The organism is Kitasatospora sp. NPDC056273 (assembly GCF_042268845.1).
Classification (GTDB): Bacteria; Actinomycetota; Actinomycetes; order Streptomycetales; family Streptomycetaceae; genus Kitasatospora.
Genome location: NZ_JBHJSJ010000018.1, coordinates 147982 through 166370 on the forward strand (window position 1 = coordinate 147982; position 18389 = coordinate 166370).

22 protein-coding genes are annotated in these 18389 nt (G+C 73.0%); 11 read left to right on the forward strand and 11 right to left on the reverse strand.

All coding sequences use genetic code 11. From position 1 onward, the window contains the following. Positions 1–457: 457 nt before the first annotated feature. Positions 458–1192 (forward strand): nucleotidyltransferase family protein, encoded by a 735-nt coding sequence (locus tag ACFCY1_RS18690; protein WP_074002229.1) that lies wholly within the window; start codon positions 458–460, stop codon positions 1190–1192. A gap of 78 nt (positions 1193–1270) precedes the next feature. Here ACFCY1_RS18690 and ACFCY1_RS18695 read toward each other — a convergent pair whose 3' ends face one another. The 5 genes from ACFCY1_RS18695 to ACFCY1_RS18715 form a co-directional block, all read right to left on the reverse strand. Further along, positions 1271–1585, reverse strand: a complete 315-nt coding sequence (locus ACFCY1_RS18695) for a hypothetical protein (protein WP_375875258.1) — start codon at positions 1583–1585, stop codon at positions 1271–1273. Positions 1586–1628: 43 nt separating this feature from the next. Continuing rightward, positions 1629–2294 (reverse strand): SMI1/KNR4 family protein, encoded by a 666-nt coding sequence (locus ACFCY1_RS18700; protein ID WP_375875259.1) that lies wholly within the window; start codon positions 2292–2294, stop codon positions 1629–1631. Between the two features lie 42 nt (positions 2295–2336). Continuing rightward, positions 2337–3110: a maleylpyruvate isomerase family mycothiol-dependent enzyme gene (locus ACFCY1_RS18705; protein ID WP_074002226.1), complete on the reverse strand. Its 774-nt coding sequence runs from the start codon at positions 3108–3110 to the stop codon at positions 2337–2339. A gap of 162 nt (positions 3111–3272) precedes the next feature. Further along, entirely contained in the window at positions 3273–3476 is a 204-nt protein-coding gene (locus tag ACFCY1_RS18710) for a hypothetical protein (protein ID WP_049651392.1), read from the reverse strand. A gap of 231 nt (positions 3477–3707) precedes the next feature. After that, positions 3708–4184: an ATP-binding protein gene (locus ACFCY1_RS18715; protein ID WP_375875260.1), complete on the reverse strand. Its 477-nt coding sequence runs from the start codon at positions 4182–4184 to the stop codon at positions 3708–3710. Positions 4185–4306: 122 nt separating this feature from the next. Here ACFCY1_RS18715 and ACFCY1_RS18720 point away from each other — a divergent pair, with 122 nt between their 5' ends. Beyond that, on the forward strand, positions 4307–5176 hold the full coding sequence (locus ACFCY1_RS18720) for a helix-turn-helix transcriptional regulator (RefSeq protein WP_049651390.1): 870 nt from the start codon (positions 4307–4309) through the stop codon (positions 5174–5176). After that, positions 5173–5364, forward strand: coding sequence for a DUF397 domain-containing protein (locus ACFCY1_RS18725; RefSeq protein ID WP_375875261.1), 192 nt, complete (start codon positions 5173–5175; stop codon positions 5362–5364). Before ACFCY1_RS18720 ends, ACFCY1_RS18725 begins: the two co-directional genes overlap by 4 nt. A gap of 168 nt (positions 5365–5532) precedes the next feature. On the opposite strand, the gene ACFCY1_RS18730 is transcribed toward ACFCY1_RS18725, so the two are convergent. Both ACFCY1_RS18730 and def read right to left on the reverse strand, forming a co-directional pair. Further along, entirely contained in the window at positions 5533–6189 is a 657-nt protein-coding gene (locus tag ACFCY1_RS18730) for a class I SAM-dependent methyltransferase (protein ID WP_375875262.1), read from the reverse strand. Next, positions 6186–6770, reverse strand: coding sequence for a peptide deformylase (def, locus tag ACFCY1_RS18735; protein ID WP_074002221.1), 585 nt, complete (start codon positions 6768–6770; stop codon positions 6186–6188). The genes ACFCY1_RS18730 and def overlap by 4 nt, the downstream gene beginning before the upstream one ends. 65 nt (positions 6771–6835) lie before the next feature. On the opposite strand from def, the gene ACFCY1_RS18740 reads away from it, so the two are divergent. Further along, the gene (locus tag ACFCY1_RS18740; RefSeq protein WP_375875263.1) at positions 6836–7360 is read left to right on the forward strand and encodes an ArsR/SmtB family transcription factor; all 525 of its coding nucleotides are present in this window, start codon (positions 6836–6838) and stop codon (positions 7358–7360) included. 20 nt (positions 7361–7380) lie between these two features. On the opposite strand, the gene ACFCY1_RS18745 is transcribed toward ACFCY1_RS18740, so the two are convergent. After that, positions 7381–7911, reverse strand: a complete 531-nt coding sequence (locus ACFCY1_RS18745) for a hypothetical protein (RefSeq protein WP_375875264.1) — start codon at positions 7909–7911, stop codon at positions 7381–7383. Positions 7912–8130: 219 nt separating this feature from the next. Between ACFCY1_RS18745 and ACFCY1_RS18750 the strand changes: the two genes are divergently transcribed. Further along, on the forward strand, positions 8131–8733 hold the full coding sequence (locus tag ACFCY1_RS18750) for a GrpB family protein (RefSeq protein WP_375875265.1): 603 nt from the start codon (positions 8131–8133) through the stop codon (positions 8731–8733). Positions 8734–8737: 4 nt separating this feature from the next. Here the strand turns inward: ACFCY1_RS18750 and hemC are convergent, their stop codons facing one another. The 3 genes from hemC to ACFCY1_RS18765 all read right to left on the reverse strand — a co-directional run bounded on the left by hemC (position 8738) and on the right by ACFCY1_RS18765 (position 12833). After that, positions 8738–9673: a hydroxymethylbilane synthase gene (gene hemC, locus ACFCY1_RS18755; protein ID WP_049651384.1), complete on the reverse strand. Its 936-nt coding sequence runs from the start codon at positions 9671–9673 to the stop codon at positions 8738–8740. Positions 9674–9801: 128 nt separating this feature from the next. Continuing rightward, positions 9802–12111, reverse strand: a complete 2310-nt coding sequence (locus ACFCY1_RS18760; RefSeq protein WP_375875266.1) for an FtsX-like permease family protein — start codon at positions 12109–12111, stop codon at positions 9802–9804. Continuing rightward, complete coding sequence (locus ACFCY1_RS18765; protein WP_049651382.1) at positions 12108–12833, reverse strand: ABC transporter ATP-binding protein; 726 nt, start codon at positions 12831–12833, stop codon at positions 12108–12110. Before ACFCY1_RS18765 ends, ACFCY1_RS18760 begins: the two co-directional genes overlap by 4 nt. A 117-nt stretch (positions 12834–12950) precedes the next feature. On the opposite strand from ACFCY1_RS18765, the gene ACFCY1_RS18770 reads away from it, so the two are divergent. The 6 genes from ACFCY1_RS18770 (at position 12951) to ACFCY1_RS18795 (ending at position 18342) form a co-directional block, all read left to right on the forward strand. Further along, positions 12951–13838: a sensor histidine kinase gene (locus ACFCY1_RS18770; RefSeq protein ID WP_375875267.1), complete on the forward strand. Its 888-nt coding sequence runs from the start codon at positions 12951–12953 to the stop codon at positions 13836–13838. Then, positions 13835–14548: a response regulator transcription factor gene (locus tag ACFCY1_RS18775; protein WP_082346159.1), complete on the forward strand. Its 714-nt coding sequence runs from the start codon at positions 13835–13837 to the stop codon at positions 14546–14548. Before ACFCY1_RS18770 ends, ACFCY1_RS18775 begins: the two co-directional genes overlap by 4 nt. A 186-nt stretch (positions 14549–14734) precedes the next feature. Further along, a complete protein-coding gene (locus ACFCY1_RS18780; RefSeq protein WP_375875268.1) occupies positions 14735–15943 on the forward strand; it encodes a cytochrome P450 in 1209 nt (402 codons plus the stop codon). Positions 15944–16076: 133 nt separating this feature from the next. Beyond that, a complete protein-coding gene (locus ACFCY1_RS18785; protein ID WP_375875269.1) occupies positions 16077–17234 on the forward strand; it encodes a type III polyketide synthase in 1158 nt (385 codons plus the stop codon). After that, on the forward strand, positions 17234–17818 hold the full coding sequence (locus tag ACFCY1_RS18790; protein ID WP_082346158.1) for an NUDIX hydrolase: 585 nt from the start codon (positions 17234–17236) through the stop codon (positions 17816–17818). Before ACFCY1_RS18785 ends, ACFCY1_RS18790 begins: the two co-directional genes overlap by 1 nt. A 98-nt stretch (positions 17819–17916) precedes the next feature. Then, positions 17917–18342, forward strand: a complete 426-nt coding sequence (locus ACFCY1_RS18795) for a PLDc N-terminal domain-containing protein (RefSeq protein WP_375875270.1) — start codon at positions 17917–17919, stop codon at positions 18340–18342. The last annotated feature ends 47 nt before the right edge of the window (positions 18343–18389 follow it).

Below are 18389 nucleotides of genomic sequence, written 5' to 3' on the forward strand. Positions count from 1 at the left end.
TTGCCCTCCCGTGGGGTGGGGTTGTTGTGTCTTTTGTGGGGTGGGCGGCCTAGCTCGCGTGTAGGGTGGGGGGGGGGTTGGGCCCCCCCGCCGACGACGAGTCTTCCGATCCCGCTCGCCCGGGGCATCAGGGGCGGGGAGCCGCCGTCCCCTGATCTTCCGTCAGGGTTGTCCCGGAGGCGCGACACAGGAGGCTGTGGGCGGAGTCCGACTCGGACATCTGTGGACCGGACTGATCACTCCGCAGGACGGGAGCACCGATCACACCGATCACCCGCTCATCGGCGTGACTTCACGGCGATCGGATCGGTTGCCTCTCCAGCGGCGCGTCGGGGCCACCCTCGTCGCATTCGTACGCTCCGTCCGCACCGCGTGGCCGGGGCTCCGAAGCCGTGCCGTCGCTCCCGGGAGGTCGGGAATGCCATCGCCGGACACGTGCTTCCCGATCCGCCAAGCCGTGATCCTGGCAGGCGGACGCGGCAGACGGCTCGCCCCGCACACGGACCTGCGCCCCAAGGCGATGGTCGAGGTCGACGGCGCACCGCTGCTGCGCCACCAGCTCGACCGGTTCGCCGACGCGGGCGTGGAGACGGTGGTCGTCTCGGCGGGCTACCGCTCCCAGGTGATCACCGACTACGTCCGCACGGCGCCCTTGCCCGTCCGCACCACCGTGGTCGTGGAGTCCACCCCGCTGGGCCGGGGCGGCGGGCTGAAACTCGCCGCCCGCGCGCTACCGGCGCCGCGGGACCCGTGGTTCGCCGTCTACGGCGACATCTGGGCCGACTTCCCGCTCACCCCGCTGGGCGCCCACCACCTGCGCTGCGGGGCGCTGGCCACGGTCGCCCTGGTCCCGCCCCGGCTGCCCCGGGGCACGGTCCGCTGCGACGCCCTGGGCCGGGTCGCCGAGCTCGCCGCACCGCCCCCACCCGCCTGCACGGTCAACGGCGGCGTGTACGCCTTCGCGCCCGGGGTCGTCCCCCTGCTGCCGGACCGGGGGGACCACGCGACCACGACCCTGCCGCACCTGGTGCGGCTGCGGCAGCTGGCGGGATACCGCGCCGAGGGCTACTGGTGCGCGGTCAACACCCCGGCGGACCTGCGAGAGCTACGGGAGCGCGTGGCACCGACCGCGCCACCCGGGAACGGACCCGGCCCCAGCGGTGCGACCGGGGACCGACACCCGCCGGCCTGAGACCTCCCCGGTCCACGATCGTCCTCAGCACGAGCGACGCAGCGCTCCGCGGCCGGGGAGTGGCGCCGGGGTGGCGACTCAGGAGAGCCGCCTCCCGGGGTACGGAGGCAGGGCGGGGCCCGGCAGCCGGACCTGGCGCGAGTACACCGGCGGGGTGCCCTCCGTGGGAGCGGGCTCCGTGAAGCACTCCAGGAGCAGCTCGCCGCGCAGGTCGTCGAGCTCGTCGGGCGCCTCCTCCAGCAGCGCGTCCGCCCACACCTCCAGGGGCACGTTCCTCAGCGCGTCGTTCGGAACCCGGTTGACCGGCTCGGGCCCCAGCACCGCGAACTCCGGCTCGCCGTCCGCACGGAACCGCAGCCGCCACCAGTACGGCTGCCAGTAAGGGCGCTTCACCGGGAACCGCCTCCCGTCCGCGGTGCGCGTGCGTGCGGCGCCCTCACGTCCTGACCCAGGGCATCTCCGTCGACCCGGGCGCCGTGAGGAATCCGTCGATCCCCCACTCGGCGCCCCAGTTTCTGCCCGCCCAGTCCCCCTTCGGCGACCAGAGGGGCCGGGCCGGCTGCGGCCCCCACACGGCAGGGTCCGCGCGCACCAGCAACTCGTCCTCCGCCGCGTAGCCGCCGGTCAGCACGGTGACCAGGAACTCCGCGAAACCACCGTCGAAGTGGTCGAGCCGGTCCTCGTAGAACACCGCCACCGGCCACTGCTCGGGGTCCGGACCGGTGGTCAGCCAGCAGCACTGGTTGTGGTTGCTGTTCCAGCCCCAGGGCAGCAGGCCGCCCGGGTCCGGGAACACCGGGGTGGGGCCCGGCAGCTCCCACCACACCTCTTCGCCTTCGAGCTGATCGCGGAGATCGGTGTCGGTCCTGAAGCGCCATCCCGCCAGACCGGTCGGCTCGCCGGCGTGGACCGGCGTCTCCGTCGGCGTGTACACACCCCACTCGCCGTTCAGGTTCACTCCGCCGTACAGGTCGATGAACGCCCGGTAGTCCGAGGGCAGTTGGACCCCCAGCTCGGCAGGCGCCGACTCCCACGGAACCCGCGCCGGGGCGTACACCGGCTCCCCCATGATCGCCCGCAGTCGGTCCCACGCCTCGGCCATCGCCCGCCCTCTCGCCGATTGCCAGCCCACCGGATGCCGCCTCTACGCGGTCGGGTCCCACTCCGCGAGCTGCTCCATCGGCTCGGTGGTGCCGGAGTTGTCCAGGCTGTCGAGCGGGATGCGGTCGTAGAAGTAGAGGACCAGGTCGCTCGCCGCCCCGCGCATCACCATGTCGCCCGGCTCCGCGTCGGCGGCGAGGCCGTCGCAGCGGACGCCGGAGGCGTCGAGGGTCAGGCGCCAGGAGCGGCCCTCGGCCGCGTGCAGGTCGATGGTCGCCGGCTTGAACGGCCAGGGGACGGTCGTCGCCGAGACGGTCGTCAGGAACTCGTCGACGCCCTCGACCGCGACGTCCGCCGGCAGCGGCTGTGCGGCGCCCAGGATGAGCTGGACGTCGTAGGTGTGGACGGCGATCTCCTGGATCTGGTGCCGGGCCAGGGCTCCGCTGGTCTCCGGGGCCTGCGAACGGCCCCACCAGGTCCAGCAGCCGCGGTCCGGACCGGCCTCGCGCAGAGCGTCGAGCATGAGCCCGGTCGACTCGGCGAGCCAGGCGTCCAGGGCTTCGCGGTCACGGGGCGCGGTCGGGGCGCCCTTCGGGGACGTCTTCGCCGGGGGCTCGGCGCCCGGGCCCGCCGCGACGATGGCGGCCTGGCGGCGGCGGCCGTCGCCGAGGTGCTGCGCCAGTTCACGCAGCGTCCAGTCCGGGCAGGTCGGGACCTGGACGTCGAGGTCGGGGGCGGCCGCGATCGCGGCGCGGAAAGCGGCCGACCGGTCCTCGATCAGCCTCAGGACCTCGGGAAACTCCACTATGTTCTGCACGCCGGATTGTGTATCACGGCACTCCGGCCACCGGACAGCGAATTTGTCGGCACGGTCCCCGCGGTGGACCGGAGCACGGGGGCGCCGACGTCACCGACACGCCGGGCGACAGTGGTCTGCGGGTCGCGGCCCCCGGCCGAGGCCGGGGGCCGCGGGAGGCGGTCAGCCCGCCATACAGGCGGCCCACTGGCCGCGAGCGAAGGACGCGCCGCCGGACCAGTAGTTGACGTTCCACGCCGCGGTGCACTGCTCCCTCTTCGACAGCTGCCGCGGGTAGGCGTTCGCCTGGGTCCCGGTGGCCAGGACGAGCACCGGGGCCAGCACGGCGGCTACGGCCGAGGCGGCGACAAGTCGGCGGATCTTCATGGGTGTGGATCCCTCTTTCGAGACGGCCGGACGCTCCGACGGAGCCCGGCCGGAGTGGTCGGCTCCGTGCGCCACATCCTGGCAATGCCCCTCGACCTGGGGGTATCCCACAAACCTGGGATGTCCCCGGACCGGCGGTGGGCGTCGGCGAGGAAGCGAGAGGAGTGGGAAGTCGGAGGGGTCGACTTCCCACTCCTGTTGGTTCAGTGGGGTGTTGGGCTATCGCGGGGTTCAGGGGGCATCGGGGACATCGGGCGCGGCGGGCGCGACGAGGTCGAGTTCGGCCCACACGGTCTTGGAGTTGGGGTGGCGGGGGATGGTGCCCCAGCGGTGGCTGAGGGCGTCGATGAGGGTGAGGCCGCGTCCGGTCTGGGCACTGGGGGTGTGGACGGTGGGGAGGACGGGGAGTCTGTCACCCCGGGGGTCGCTGATCTCGATGCGAAGGGTGGTGCCCCGGCGCACGGAGGTGGTGAGGGAGAGGTGAAGCTCGAACCCGCGCCCCGGAACGCGTCCGTGCGTGATCGCGTTGGCGGCCAGCTCCGTGACGATCAGCAGCGCGCAGTGGAACGGCTCGGTGTGCGTGGAGTCCAGCCCCCAGTGGGTGAGTTGACGCCTCGCCAGGCGCCGGCAGATGGCGGCGCCCTTGGGGGTGGCGGCGAAGAGGGCGGTACGGGACCGGGGGTCTTCGAGGGGGGTTTCGGTCGTCATGGGAGTAAAGCGTGGTCGGGCGGACGTACGCTGACCAGCAGCCCGGCGGACACAGAGAGTATCTGTACGGGTGCGCATAGTTGGCCTGCCGGTCGACCCAAGATCGAAAGAGATGGACTGCGATGAGCCTTGAGGGAACCGTCTTCGAGGACGGCGAGACGGCGGAGGGCTTCGACGGCGTCGCGGAGTTCTACAGCGCGGTCGGAAAGATGATCAAACTCCTCCGCGAGCGGGCGGGAATCACGCAGAAGCAGCTGGCCAAGACCACCGGCTACAGCGAAGACCACGTCGGGGCCGTGGAGCGGGGCGTGCGGACCCCGAGGATCGAGTACCTGACGGTGGTGGACGACGCCCTTGACGCAGGCGGGCTGCTCAAGGTCGTCGCGGACGACGTGATGAAGGCGAAGGTGCGCGTGTCCGAGAGGCACCCCGCCTACAACAAGGCCTTCACCCAGGAAGAGTGGAAGGCGATCGAGATCCACGAGTACAGCAGCCTCCACATTCCTGGGCTTCTCCAAACGGAGGCCCATGCACGAGCACTGTTCGACATGCGCAGGCCGTGGCTCTCCGTGGAGCAGGTCGACCAGTGGGTTGCCGCGAGGTTGGAGCGGCAGCAGATCCTCACTCGCTGGCCCTTGCCGGTCATGAGTTGGGTGATCGACGAAAGCGCCCTGCGTCGTCCGCTGGGCGGCTGGGACGTTCACCGGGAGCAGTTGCGCCACCTGCTCAAAGTCGCCGAGATCCGGGGCCTGGAGTTGCAGGTCATGCCGCTCGACAGGACCGAGAACGCCGGTATGGGGGGTTCGTTCGTCCTCCTCACACCGAACGGACGGCCGCAGATCGCGTACGTTGCGGTCCAGCACGTCAACAGGCTGATCACGGAGCCGGAAGAAGTCCGTAAGATGGCCGCACGGTACGGCACTCTCAGGGGGCAGGCGCTCACCATGAGGGAGTCCTTGGCCTTGATCGAAATGATCCTGGGAGAGCGATGAGCATGGCCGAGCTGACGTGGTTCAAGAGCAGCTACAGCAGCAATGAAGATGCCGCGTGCGTGGAGGTCGCCGAGACCCCCGGCACCGTCCATGTGCGTGACTCCAAGGACAAGACCGGCCCCCAGCTGGCCTTCGAGTCGACCGCCTGGGCGGCCTTCGTGAAGTTCGCCGCCACCACCGAGGTCTGACCGACCAGAGCTCCCCTCAAACGGCCCACCGCCTTCCCGGCGGCGGGCCGTTGGCGTACCCGCTGCCTCCTGCCCCCACCCGACAGATCCACTCTGTACGGGTCCGGGCCGGCGTGTGTCAGCCCCCGACGCTCTCCCTGGTCCGGCGGGCCGCGCCGATGTCCGGGCTCAGCGCCGGCCGGGCGCCTGGGCCAGCAGGCAGGCGTGGGACCGGTTTTCCCGCTGCGGGTGCGGCTGTTCAAGGCGGGTCGTGACGGTGAAGCCGGCCTGTTCGAGGAGTTCGGCGAGGCGCCCGGCCGGGACGAGGTGCGAGGCGTACGACACCGGGTGGCCGTACGCCTGGGTCGGGCGCAGCAGTTGGGCCTCGCCGACGTGGCCGCCGAGGAGGAGGTGGCCGCCGGGTGCGAGGACGCGGGCGAACTCGGCGAAGAGGCCGGGCAGTTGCGCGGCCGGGGTGTGGTGGACGGAGTACCAGGCGAGGATGCCGCCGAGGGCACCGTCGGGGAGGTCGAGGGCGTCCATCGAGCCGTGCAGGAAGCGCAGTCGGGGGTAGGCCCGGCGGGCGAGCGCGACCATCTCGCCCGACACGTCCACCCCGAAGGCCCGCAGCCCCAGGCCGGACAGGTACGCCGTCACCCGCCCGGGGCCGCAGCCGAGGTCCGCGACCTCGCCGCCGCCCGACTCCCGTACCAGCTCCGCGAAGGCGGCGAGCATGGCGCGGGACACCGGGTCCATGCCCTCCGGCGGGACGACGAGGCGGAGGTAGTCGGCGGCGACGGCGTCGTACGAGGCGCGGACGGCGGCGAGGTGCGCGGGTTCGGTCACCGCGCCATCTTGGCAGCCCTGGCGGCGCGTTCGGCGAAGACCTTCTCCCGGCGGTCGGCGGTCTGCTTCAGCATGCGCTTGCGGTCGCGGGCGGAGAGGCGGTCGATGTAGAGGCCGCCGTTCAGGTGGTCGGTCTCGTGCTGGAGGCAGCGGGCGAAGTAGCCGGTGCCCTCGATCACGACGGGGTCGCCGTGCTGGTCGACGCCGCGCACCACGGTGCGGGCGGGGCGGGCGAGTTTGGTGTTCGCGCCGGGGACGGAGAGGCAGCCCTCGGTCTCCTCGATCAGTGCGCGGCCGGGCTCCTGCTCGTCGACCACCGGGTTGAGCACGTGGCCGGTGTGCCGGACGCCGTCGTCGTCGGGGCAGTCGTAGACGAACAGGCGCAGGTCGACGTCCACCTGGTTGGCGGCGAGGCCGCAGCCGTCGGCGACGTGCATGGTGGCGAACATGTCGTCGATGAGCCGGGCCAGGCGCTCGCTGCCGAAGTCCTCCTCGGTGGCGGTCCGGCAGGTGCGGCTCAGGATCTCCTCCCCCACCTCGGTGATCCGCAGGACGGTCGGCCGTTCGCGCAGCTCGGACACGGGAGGGCACTCCTTCGAGAGACGGTACTTGCGGTCTGACTTTGCAAAGTAGCAGACTTTGCAAAGTGACCGAAGACCTCGTCAGAACCGGCCCCCTCCCCGAGCACGCCGTCCGCACCGCGCTGCTGGACCTGCTCGCCGAGCGCGAGCACGGCACCGTCACCTCCACCGAGGCCGCCGCCCGACTCGGCCTCAGCTCCGGCCTCTGCTCGTTCCACCTGCGGCAGTTGGCCCGGTACGGGCTGATCGAGGAGGCCCCGGCCACCGACGGGCGGGCCCGGCCCTGGCGGCTGCCGACAAGCCGACCGGACGCCGTGGAAGGCGGGTTCGGAGAGCTGGCGCGCGGCCTGGAGGACGAGAGCTACCAGCGCTGGCTCGCCCGGCGCGCCGAGGCCCCGGCCGAGTGGCGGCAGGACGAGGCCTTCAGCGCCGTCGTCTACCTGACGCCCGAGGAACTGGCCGCCGTCGGCGAGGAGGTCCGCCGGACGCTGGCCCGCTACCGGGGCCGCGAGACCGACCCGGCCGCCCGCCCCGCCGGGGCCCGCCCGGTCGCCGCCGTCACCCGGCTCTTCCCGCTCCTCGACCAGTAGACCGCCGGATGGACAGGCCGTCAGACGGCCCGCGAACGCGCCCGCAGCGCCCGTACCAGCGGCCCGGCCGCCAACCCCGCCACCGCTCCGAAGGCGACCCCCTGCACCCCGTCCCAGACGTCCTGCACGTCGCAGGCCCGCCCGATCGCCGGCAGCGCGTAGTGCACCGCCGACACCGCGAACGGCAGTACCGCCGCACCCAGCAGCGCCGCCGCCCGCCGCCGGGGGCCCGCCAGCGCCGCCGCGAAACCGACCGGGGCGTAGGTCGCCAGCTTGAGCTCGATGTGCCGGACGTGCAGCAGCTCGTACGGCGACCGCGGCCGGCCGCCCGCCACGGCGCAGTGCCGGACGGCGCCCTCCGAGAGCCGGAACGCCTCCGGCAGCAGGGTCGCCACGACCACCCCGCCGAGCCCGAGCAGCAGGACGAAGCCCACCACCCAGTGGGCCCGCAGCAACCGCCCCACCGGCCGGTTCAACAGGGCCGCGGGCACCAGCGAGAGCAGCAACCCGGGCCAGAACATCGGCATCCCGCCGAGCACCGCACTGATCACGCCTCAAACGGACGCCCCGCGCACCCGGCCGGTTCTCACCCGGAGGAGAAAAACCTCCGGAGCGTCACCATCCGCTCACCGCGCGGACCGTCAGGCGACCGCGCGGAAGCCGACGCGGCCCCGACCCGACGGCCGCGCGAAAGCCGACGCGTCCTGGTCTACTGGGTCGGTCCCCGACGAGGACCCCCTTGACCAGCACCCGAGGAACAGGAGCCGGCCGTGCCCGAGCAGGAGATCCCGCGCGCCCCCATGACCACCGAGGAGATCGAGGCGGCCAACCTGGGTGCGCCCACCAGGCCCGACGGCCGGATCGTCCTGCGCGACCACGACCCGCGGTGGCCCGCGGCCTACCAGCGGGAGGCCGCCGGCATGGCGGAGCGCCTGGCCCACCTCGACCACCGGATCGAGCACGTCGGTTCCACCTCCGTGCCCGGCCTCCCCGCCAAACCGGTCGTCGACATGCTGCTGATCGTGCCCGACTCCGCCGACGAGGCGGCCTACGTGCCCGCCCTCGAAGCCCTGGGCTACCGGCTCGCCGTCCGCGAACCCGACTGGTACGAGCACCGCGTCCTGCGCCGGTACGCCATCGATCCCAGTGCCGACTACGCCAACCTGCACGTGCTGTCCGCCGGATGCCCCGAGATCGGGCGGATGCTGCGCTTCCGCGACCGGCTGCGCCGCCACCGCGGCGACCGCGAGCTGTACGCCGACGCCAAGCGGGCCCTGGCCGAGCAGTCCTGGGAGTACCTGCAGAACTACGCCGACGCCAAGACCGAGGTGATCGCCGGCATCATCGAACGGGCCGCGGCCGAAGCGGAATAGGCGCTCAGTGCGGGATCGAGGAGATCAGCTCCTGCGCGCCCTGCCGCTTGAGCGCCAGCGCCACCGACGTCCCGAGGTCCTCCGGGCTGAGCGCGCCCGCCCACTCGTGGGCGTCCAGCACCTGCTTGCCGTCCGGGGTGAAGACCCGGCCGCGCAGCGAGAGGCGGCCGTCCCGCTCGGCCCTGGCGTACCCGGCGATCGGGCTGTTGCAGTGGCCCTGGAGCGCGTGCAGGAACATCCGCTCGGCCGCCGCCTCGCGCCAGGTGTCGTGGTGGCCGAGGCCGGTGACCGCCTCGATGGTCGCGGTGTCGCCCTCGCGGCACTGCAGGACGAGGATGCCGGCGCCGATCGGCGGGCACATCGCCTCGATGCCGAGCACCTCGGTGATCCGCGCCTGCTCGCCGATCCGCTCCAGGCCGGAGAGGGCGAGCAGCAGCGCGTCGACGTCCCCGGCGTCCAGCTTGGCGAGCCGGCTGTTGGCGTTGCCGCGGATCGGGAGGCACTCCAGGTGCGGGTGGGAGGCGGCGAGTTGGGCGACCCGGCGGACGGAGGAGGTGCCGATCCGGGTGCCGGGCGGGAGGGCGGCCAACGGCAGGCCGCCGGGGTGGACGAGGGCGTCGCGGATGTCGTCGCGGCGCAGGTAGGCGGCGAAGACGGTGCCCGCCGGCAGCGGTCGGTCGGCGGGCACGTCCTTGAGGCAGTGGACGGCGACGTCGGCCTCCCCGGCGAGCAGCGCGGCGTCGACCTCCTTGGTGAAGGCGCCCTTGCCGCCGAGGGCGGCGAGATCACCCGTCCAGCGGTCGCCCGAGGTGGTGACGGGCACCACCTCGGTGCGCAGCCCCGGGTGCAGGGCGGCGAGTTCGGTGCGGACCCGCTCGACCTGGGCCAGTGCCATGGGCGAGGAGCGGGAGACGATGCGGATCAGCTCAGCGGTGGCCATGGCGCAGATGATAGGCGTCCTCACGACACGGACTGAGCATGCGTCAGTTCCGTGACGGGAACGCGGCGGACCCGCGCACGGCGGAGGGCCGGTCGGATGATCCGACCGACCCTCCCCCCACGGCGGGCTTACTCGTTGTGCAGTACCTCGGCAATCGGCAGCCGGGCGGCCGAACGGGCCGGGACGAGCGCGCCGAGGACGGCGATGGCGACGCCCGCGACGCCGACGCCGGTGAGCAGCGGGGCGCTCCAGACGTCCATCGTCCACTCCGGGAAGAGGATGCTCCCGACGTTCTCGATGAGCAGCCGGTGCGCCAGGATGCCGGCCGGGACGCCGATGAGCGCGCTGACCACGCCCTGCCAGGCCACCGAGGTGATCGTCATCGTCACCACCTGGCGGGGTGTCATGCCGATCGACTTGAGCATGCCGAGGTCCCGGCGGCGCTCGCGGATGGTGAGCAGCAGGGTGTTGAAGACGCCCAGTGCGGCGACCACCGACAGCAGGACGGTGAAGATCGTGGCGAAGCTGATCACCGCGACGATCGGGCCGGACGGGTCGGGCGCGAACACCTGGGCCGAGAGGCTCGGGTCGGCGGCCGTCACGGCCCGCTGGTACGCCTGGGCGTCGGCGCCCTCGGCGAGGCTGATGTCGTACTCGACCGCGTGCGGGTCGTCGGTGAGCGCGGCCCGGGTGAGGTCGTTGGATGTGAAGGCCCGGGCGTTGCCCTGGACCACCTCGCCGACGACGGTGACGGTCAGCCGGCGGCCGTCGAGGTCGAGGGTGAGCCGGTCGCCGAGCCTGAGTCCGTGCTCCCGGAGGAAGGAGGGCCCGGCCTCGATCTCGTTCGGCCCGGTCGCCGCGCGGCCCCTGACCACCTCGCGCTGCAGCTGGTCCGTGATCCCGTCGCCGCTGAGGAAGTCGGCGAAGACCGGCTGGGTGAAGCCGACCAGCCCGACCTTGACCAGCCCGCGGACGTGGACCTGGTCGGCGCCGGGGGTGGTCCGCAGCATCGTCTCGGTCTGGGCGGGGGTGAGCCGGGGCTCGGTCTTGTTGCCCGCGAAGTGGGCGGTCTGCACCCTGACGTGGGTGTGGCCGTCGTTGTGGCCCACCAGCCTGGTCAGGGTGGTGCCCAGTCCCGACGTCACGGTCACGGTGAGCACGCCGAGCACGATCGCCGACATGGTGAGCGCGGTGCGGCCGGGGCGGGCGAAGGGCTGGCCGAGGCCGAGGCTGACGGCGCGCGGCAGGCGGGTGCCGCTCAGCAGGCGCTGGACCTTCAGTCCGCGCCCGGCGCGCGGTGCGCTGCCGGCCGAGATGGCCTGGGCGGCGGACAGCCGGTGGGCGCGCGAGGCGGGGAGGAGGGCGGCGAGGACCACCAGCAGCGGGACGCTGACCAGGGTGGCGGCGGGCAGCCAGCCGGCCGGTTCGATCACGGCGGTGCCGGTGGTGATCCCGGAGAAGGCGGACTGGAGGATCGGGTGGGCCGCCACCCAGCCGGCCGCGGTGCCGAGGACGGTGCCGGCGACGGCGGGTACCGAGACCATGGTCAGGTAGACGGTGACCACCTGGCGCGGGGTGAAGCCGATCGCCTTCAGCACGCCGATGTGCCGGTAGCCGGAGACGACCGCGCCGCTCACCACGTTGCCGACGATCAGCGCGGCGACGACCAGGCCGAGCACGCCGAAGACCGTCATCAGCGGCAGGTAGGCGTCGGCGCCCGCGGAGAAGGCGTCCTTGAGCACCAGGTAGGACTGGACGTTGGTGAGCGCGTCCTTCGGCAGGCCCTCGGTGGCGGTGGCCAGGGCGGAGGTGAGCCGCTGTTCGTCGGAGGCGTCGGAGAACCGGTAGAGCATCTGCCGGGCGCTGGGGTGCAGGTCGGCGGCCTGTTCGGGGGTGACCCAGCCGCCCGCGCTCTGGCTCATGCTGGTGGCGTAGCCGACGATGGTCAGCGTCCGGCCGCCGCTGAGGGGCAGCGGGTAGTCCAGGTTGGCGGGCGAGAAGCCGCCGAACGGCTCGTTGATGACGACCTCGCCGGGCTTGCTCGCCCAGCGGCCGCCCAGCAGTTGCACCCGGTCCACCGGGCCGGCCGGGTCGGAGCGGCCGACCAGGGTGAGCGCTCCGGGCGGGCTGCCGACCCAGTCGGTGGGGATCTCCACCACGGCCTGGTCGAACGGCCCGGCGGCGGCCTCGACGCCGGGCCGGTGGGCGGTGGCGGCCAGTTGTTCCGGCGTGGCCCCGGCCGGGTCGAAGGTCGCGACGACGTGGGCGCCGCGCTGCTGGGAGAAGGCGTCGTCGAAGGGGGCCCGGGCGGCGCTGATCACCGCGAGGGCGAGCAGCACGGTCGTGGTGGAGCAGAAGACGACCAGGCCGATCACGATGGTCTGCACCCGGCGGCGCTTCACGGCCGCCCGGGAGGCACGCCAGACGGCGCCGGTCATGCGGACGCCTCCAGCATCCGGTCGCCGGCCACCCGGCCGTCCGCGACCTCGACCAGCCGGCTGGCGCAGCGGGTGGCCAGGGCGGGGTCGTGGGTGACGATCAGCAGGGTCTGGCCGATCTGGTTGAGGTCGATCAGGAGGTCCATCACCTGCTCTCCGGAGCGGCTGTCCAGGGCGCCGGTGGGCTCGTCGGCGAGCAGCAGGGCCGGGCGGTTCATCAGGGCGCGGGCCACCGCGACGCGCTGGCGCTCGCCGCCGCTGAGCGTGGCCGGGTAGACGTCCTTGCGGTGCGCGACGCCGAGTTCGTCCAGCAGCTCCAGCGCCCGGCGGCGGGCCTGGCGGGCGCCGGTGCCGGTCAGCTGGGCGGCCAGGGCGACGTTGTCGAGGGCCGGGAGGTCGTCGATCAGGTTGAAGAACTGGAAGATCATGCCGACGTGCCGGCGGCGGAACAGGGCCAGCCCGTTCTCGTTCAGCCGTCCGAGGTCCTGGCCCTGCACCCGGACGGTGCCGGCGGTGGGCCGGTCCAGTCCGGCCACCATGTTCAGCAGGGTGGACTTGCCGCACCCCGAGGGGCCCATCACGGCGACCGCCTCGCCGGCGCGGATCCGCAGGTCGACGCCGTCGAGCGCCTTGGCGTCGCCGAACTCCTTGTGCACCCCGGACAGCTCGACGACGACCTGCGCGTCGTCCGGCCGGGAGGTCCCGTCGTGGTCGTTGCTCATGGTGGACGACCGTAGGCGCGGGGCCGCCGCCGGCACGTCCCACCCCGGGTGTAACCGCGGCGGCCGTAGTACCCGGGATGTACGGGGGCGGCACCCCCGGATGATGTGGATCATGCGGTGACCTGGGAGGCTGTCGCCGTGTGGGGAACGGGGTGGGAGTGGGCGGCCGTCGCGACGGCCGCTGCGGCGGGCACGGCGGCCGGCTGGCTGGCGGTGGCGCTCGCCCGGGCGCGGCGGCTGCACCGGGCGGCCATCGGCGAGCGCGGCTGGCTGCTGGAACGGGAGCGGGAGAGCGCCGCCCGGACCGCCGTGGAGGCCGAACGGTCGCGGATCGCCGCCGAGTTGCACGACATCGTGAGCCACAACGTGAGCCTGATGGTGGTGCAGGCCGGGGCCGCGCGCGAGGTGCTGGCCACCATGCCCGCGGAGGCGGCGGCCGCGATGGCCGCGGTCGAGGCGGCCGGGCGGGACACGATGACCGAGCTGCGGCACCTGCTCGGCCTGCTGGCCCCCGCCGCGGACGGCAGCGAGGAGCCCGCGCCGGACGGCTTCGCGCCGCAGCCCAGCCTGAGCCGGCTGAGCCCGCTGATCGACCGGTTCGCCTTCGCCGGGCTGCCGGTCGAGGTGCGGGTCTCGGGCGAGCCGAGACCGCTGCCGGGCGGGATCGACGTGACGGCGTACCGGATCATCCAGGAGGCGCTGACCAATGCGCTCAAGCACGGGGACGGGGTGACGGCGGAGGTGACGGTGCGCTACGCGGACCACTACCTGCGGGTGGAGGTGCTCAACAGCGGTCCGAGCGTGCTCTCCGGGGCGGCCGCCGCGTCAGGCGGACGGTCCGCACCGGACGGGCCGAGGCCGGACGGGCCGAGGCCGGACGGCGCCGGGCGCGGGCTGATCGGCCTGCGCGAGCGCGTCGCGGTGTACGGCGGGGACCTGGACGCCCGGCGCCGGCTCGGCGGCGGCTTCCGGGTCCGCGCCCGCATCCCGCTGGACCGGCCGTGACGGAGGAGAACGTGCCCCAGGACCAGGAGCGCCGCCCCCGGGTGGTGATCGCCGACGACCAGGAGCTGGTCCGCACCGGCTTCCGGATGATCCTCACCGCGCGCGGCATCGACGTGGTCGCCGAGGCCTCGGACGGCGCCGAGGCGGTGGCCGCCGCCGTCCTGCACCGCCCGGACGTGGCGCTACTGGACATCCGGATGCCCGGCACGGACGGCCTGGAGGCCGCCCGGCGCATCCTGGCCCAGGTGCCCGGCTGCCGGGTGATCATGCTGACCACCTTCGACCTGGACCACTACGTCTACGCCGCGCTGTCCGCCGGGGCCAGCGGCTTCCTGCTCAAGGACGTCACCTCCGCCCACCTCGCCGCCGCCGTACGGCTGGTGGACACCGGGGACGCGCTGCTCGCCCCCTCGATCACCCGGCGCCTGGTCGAGCGGTTCGCGGCCGGCGCCCCGCGCCCGGCCCCGGGCGCCGACGGCCCGGCGCTGCACCGCGACCTCGCGCCGCTCACCCCGCGCGAGGCGGAGGTGCTGGCGCTGCTCGGGCGCGGGCTGTCCAACACCGAGCTGGCGCGCGAGCTGACGCTCAGCGAGTCGACGGTGAAGACCCATGTGGCCCGGATCTTCGCCAAGCTGAACCTGCGGGACCGGGCGCAGGCGGTGGTGCTCGCCTACGAGACCGGGCTGGTCGCGCCGGGCGGCGCCGACTGAACGTCAACTTCCCTTGACTGCGGGCTGATTGGCATGACTATCAGCCCAATCTCACTCCTTGGAGTTAACTCTCTTCACCACGTTCTTCTTTTTGCCAGTTCATGGGGCACCATCTGCATGTCCACGCCCGAACGTGACCACCACCTCGGGCGCCCCCCGGCATGACGAGAACACTTGGACCGGCCCGTGACCACCACCGCCCCCGTGTGGGACTGCCCCTTCCACCACACCGACGGCCTGGAGTTCGACCCCCTCCTGAAGCGACTGCTCACCGAGGCCCCGGTCGCCAGGATCCGGCTGCCGCACGGCGAGGGCGAGGCCTGGCTGGCCACCCGCTACGAGGACGTCAAGGTGGTCACCAGCGACCGCCGGTTCAGCCGCGCCGCCGGCATCGGCCGCGACCTGCCCCGGATGACGCCCGCCCCGATCGCCCAGGCCGAGGCGATCAACCTGATGGACCCGCCCGCCCACAACCGGCTGCGCCGGCTCGTCGCCCAGGGCTTCACCAACCGCCAGGTCGAACGGATGCGCCCGGCCACCCAGCGGACCGTCGACGGCTACTTCGACGAGATGACCGAGCACGGCGCCCCCGCCGACCTGATGCACTTCCTGGCCGGCCGCCTCCCCCTCACCACCATCTGCGAACTGCTCGGCATCCCCTCCGCCGACCGCGCCGAACTGCGCGGCCACGCCGTGGCGATGATGCGGATGGGCCCCGGCAGCCGGGACGGCCAGGAGGCCGCCAAGAGCGCGCTGCGCGACTACTTCACCGGGCTGACGGCCGAGCGCCGCGCCCGCCCCGGCGAGGACCTGATCAGCGCCCTGGCCACCGCCCGCGACGGCGACGAACTGCTGGCCCCGGACGAGCTGACGGTCATGGCGATGGTCCTGCTGGTCACCGGCCACGACACCAGCACCTACCAGCTCGGCAACCTCACCTACACCCTGCTCACCCACCCCGAGCAGCTCGCCAAACTGCGCGCCCGGCCCGAGACGCTGCCCCGAGCCCTGGAGGAGCTGCTGCGCTTCATCCCGTTCCGCCAGGGCGTCGGCATCGCCCGGGTCGCCACCGAGGACGTCGAACTGGGCGGCGTGCTGATCCGGGCCGGCGAGGCCGTGCACGTCTCCTACCTGACCGCCAACCGGGACCCGGCGGCCTACGAGCGCCCCGACGAACTCGACCTCGACCGCGACGCCGGGCCCGTCAACATGACCTTCGGGTACGGCCAGCACCGCTGCCTCGGCTCGCACCTGGCCCTGATGGAGCTGCAGGTCGCCATCGGCACCCTGCTGCGCCGCTTCCCCGGCCTGCGGCTGGCCGTCGAGCCGTCCGAACTCGACTGGAACTCCGGCTCGATCTGGCGCTTCCCGCGCACCCTGCCGGTGGCCTGGTAGCCGACTCCCCGCCTGCCGCCGCCACCCGTCACCACCACCCGCCGCCGCCCGCCGCCCCCGGCCACCGCGGCGTCCGCACCGCTCCACGCATCCACCATGCCTGCCACCAGGCCCCCAGGGGAGACCCGTACCCATGGCAACACTCTGCCGCCCCGCCATCGCCGTACCCGAGCACGTCATCACCCTCGACGAGACCCTCGCCCTGGCCCGCACCCTGCACGCCGACCACCCCCAACTCGGCCTGGCGCTGCGGCTGATCGAGAACACCGGGGTGCGCACCCGGCACCTGGTCCAGCCGATCGAGCGGACCCTCGCCCACCCGGGCTTCACCGTCCGCAACGAGGTGTACGAGCGCGAGGCCAAGCGGCGCGTCCCCGAGGTGGTCGAACGCGCCCTCGCCCACGGCGAGTTGACCGCCCGGGACATCGACCTGATCGTCTACGTGTCCTGCACCGGCTTCATGATGCCGTCGATGACCGCCTGGCTGATCAACACCATGGGCTTCCGCTCCGACACCCGCCAGGTGCCGATCGCCCAGCTCGGCTGCGCGGCCGGCGGCGCCGCCGTCAACCGGGCGCACGACTTCTGCCGCGCCTACCCGGGCGCCAATGTGCTGATCGTCGCCTGCGAGTTCTGCTCGCTCTGCTACCAGCCGACCGACCTCGACGTCGGCTCGCTGCTCTCCAACGGGCTGTTCGGCGACGCGGTCGCCGCCGTGGTGATGCGCGGGAACGGCGGGCACGGCGTGCAGGTCGAGCGCAACGGCTCGCACCTCGTCCCGCACACCGAGGACTGGATCTCGTACGGGGTGAAGGACACCGGCTTCCACTTCCAGCTGGACCGGCGGGTGCCCGGCACCATGGAGCTGCTCGCGCCCGCGCTGCGCGGCCTGGCCGGGGAGCACGGATGGGACGTCTCCGGGCTCGGCTTCTACATCGTGCACGCGGGCGGCCCGCGCATCCTGGACGACCTGTGCCGCTTCCTCAACCTGGAGCCGGCCACCTTCCGCTACAGCCGGGCGACGCTCACCGAGCGCGGCAACATCGCCAGCGCCGTCGTCTTCGACGCCCTGGCCCGGCTGTTCGCCGACGGCGGCGTGCCCGAGGGCACCACCGGGCTGATCGCGGGCTTCGGACCGGGCATCACCGCCGAGATCTCGCTGGGCAGTTGGGTCGGCGCACCGGCCGAAGGGGCGCGTCCGCGCCGGCCGCGCGCCATCTCCACCTCCGACATCGCGCTCGTCCATCCGACCGTCCCCCGCCGTTTCCCGACCGGCACTACGATCTCCTGATGACCGATACCACGGAGCGCACCGACACCTCTGCCAGATCAGCCGAACTCGCCGCCCTGTTCCCGGCGTTGCACGCGCCGCAGTACTGGAGCTGGGGCCGCTTCGACGCGCAGTTCTCCACCGAGCCGCCGCCGGACGCCCTGGTCACCAACATCCACCTGGTCGGCTTCGCGGACGGTCAGGTCGTGCTCTGCCGGGACGACCGGGACCACTGGTTCCTGCCCGGCGGCACCCGGGAGCAGGACGAGGGCATCGTCGACTGCCTGGCCCGGGAGCTGCGCGAGGAGGCGGGCGCCCGGCTGCTCGGCGAGCCGCACTGGCTGGGCGCGCACCGCTGCCGCACCGAGGACCCGGTGCCGTACCGGCCGTGGCAGCCGCACCCGGAGAAGGCCTGGCTGTGGGGCTGGGGCGAGGTCGCGCTGGACTCCGCGCCGACCAACCCGGCGGACGGCGAGCAGGTGGTCGAGGTCCGTCCGGTGCCGCCCGCGGAGGCCCAGCGGCTGCTGCTGGCCGGGCACGACGCCTGGTGGGGCGAGCTGGTCGCGCTGGCGGTGGAGCTGCGCCGACGGGCCGGGCTGGGCTGAAACCGCTCCCCGCCGGGATATTCCCACTGGGACGGAAAACCACCGGAACAGCCGAACAGCAGCAGGCCATGTCCGTTTTGCGGTGATATGACTCGGCCATGGACACCAAACTGCTGGCCGTGGACTACCCGGCACTCCACATCTTCTGGACGATGCTGGAGCTGTTCCTCTGGATCCTCTGGTTCTTCCTGCTGTTCAAGATCATCACGGACATCTTCCGCAGCCACGACCTCGGCGGCTGGGCCAAGGCCGGCTGGCTGGTCCTGGTGATCATCCTGCCGCTGATCGGCGTCCTCGCCTACCTGATCGCCCGCGGGCAGTCGATGGGCAAGCGGGACGTCGAACAGGCGGAGCGGTCCGAGGCCGCGTTCAAGTCCTACATCCGGGACGCCGCCGGAACGGCACCGGCGGGCGGCGGAGGCGGCAGCCACGTCGACGACCTGGCGAAACTGGCGGCCCTGAAGGAGAGGGGCGCCATCTCCGAGGAGGATTACCAGAAGGCCAAGGACAAGCTCCTGGCCTGACCCGCACGGACGGCCGGGGCCGGTGGACGCACCGTGACGTCCACCGG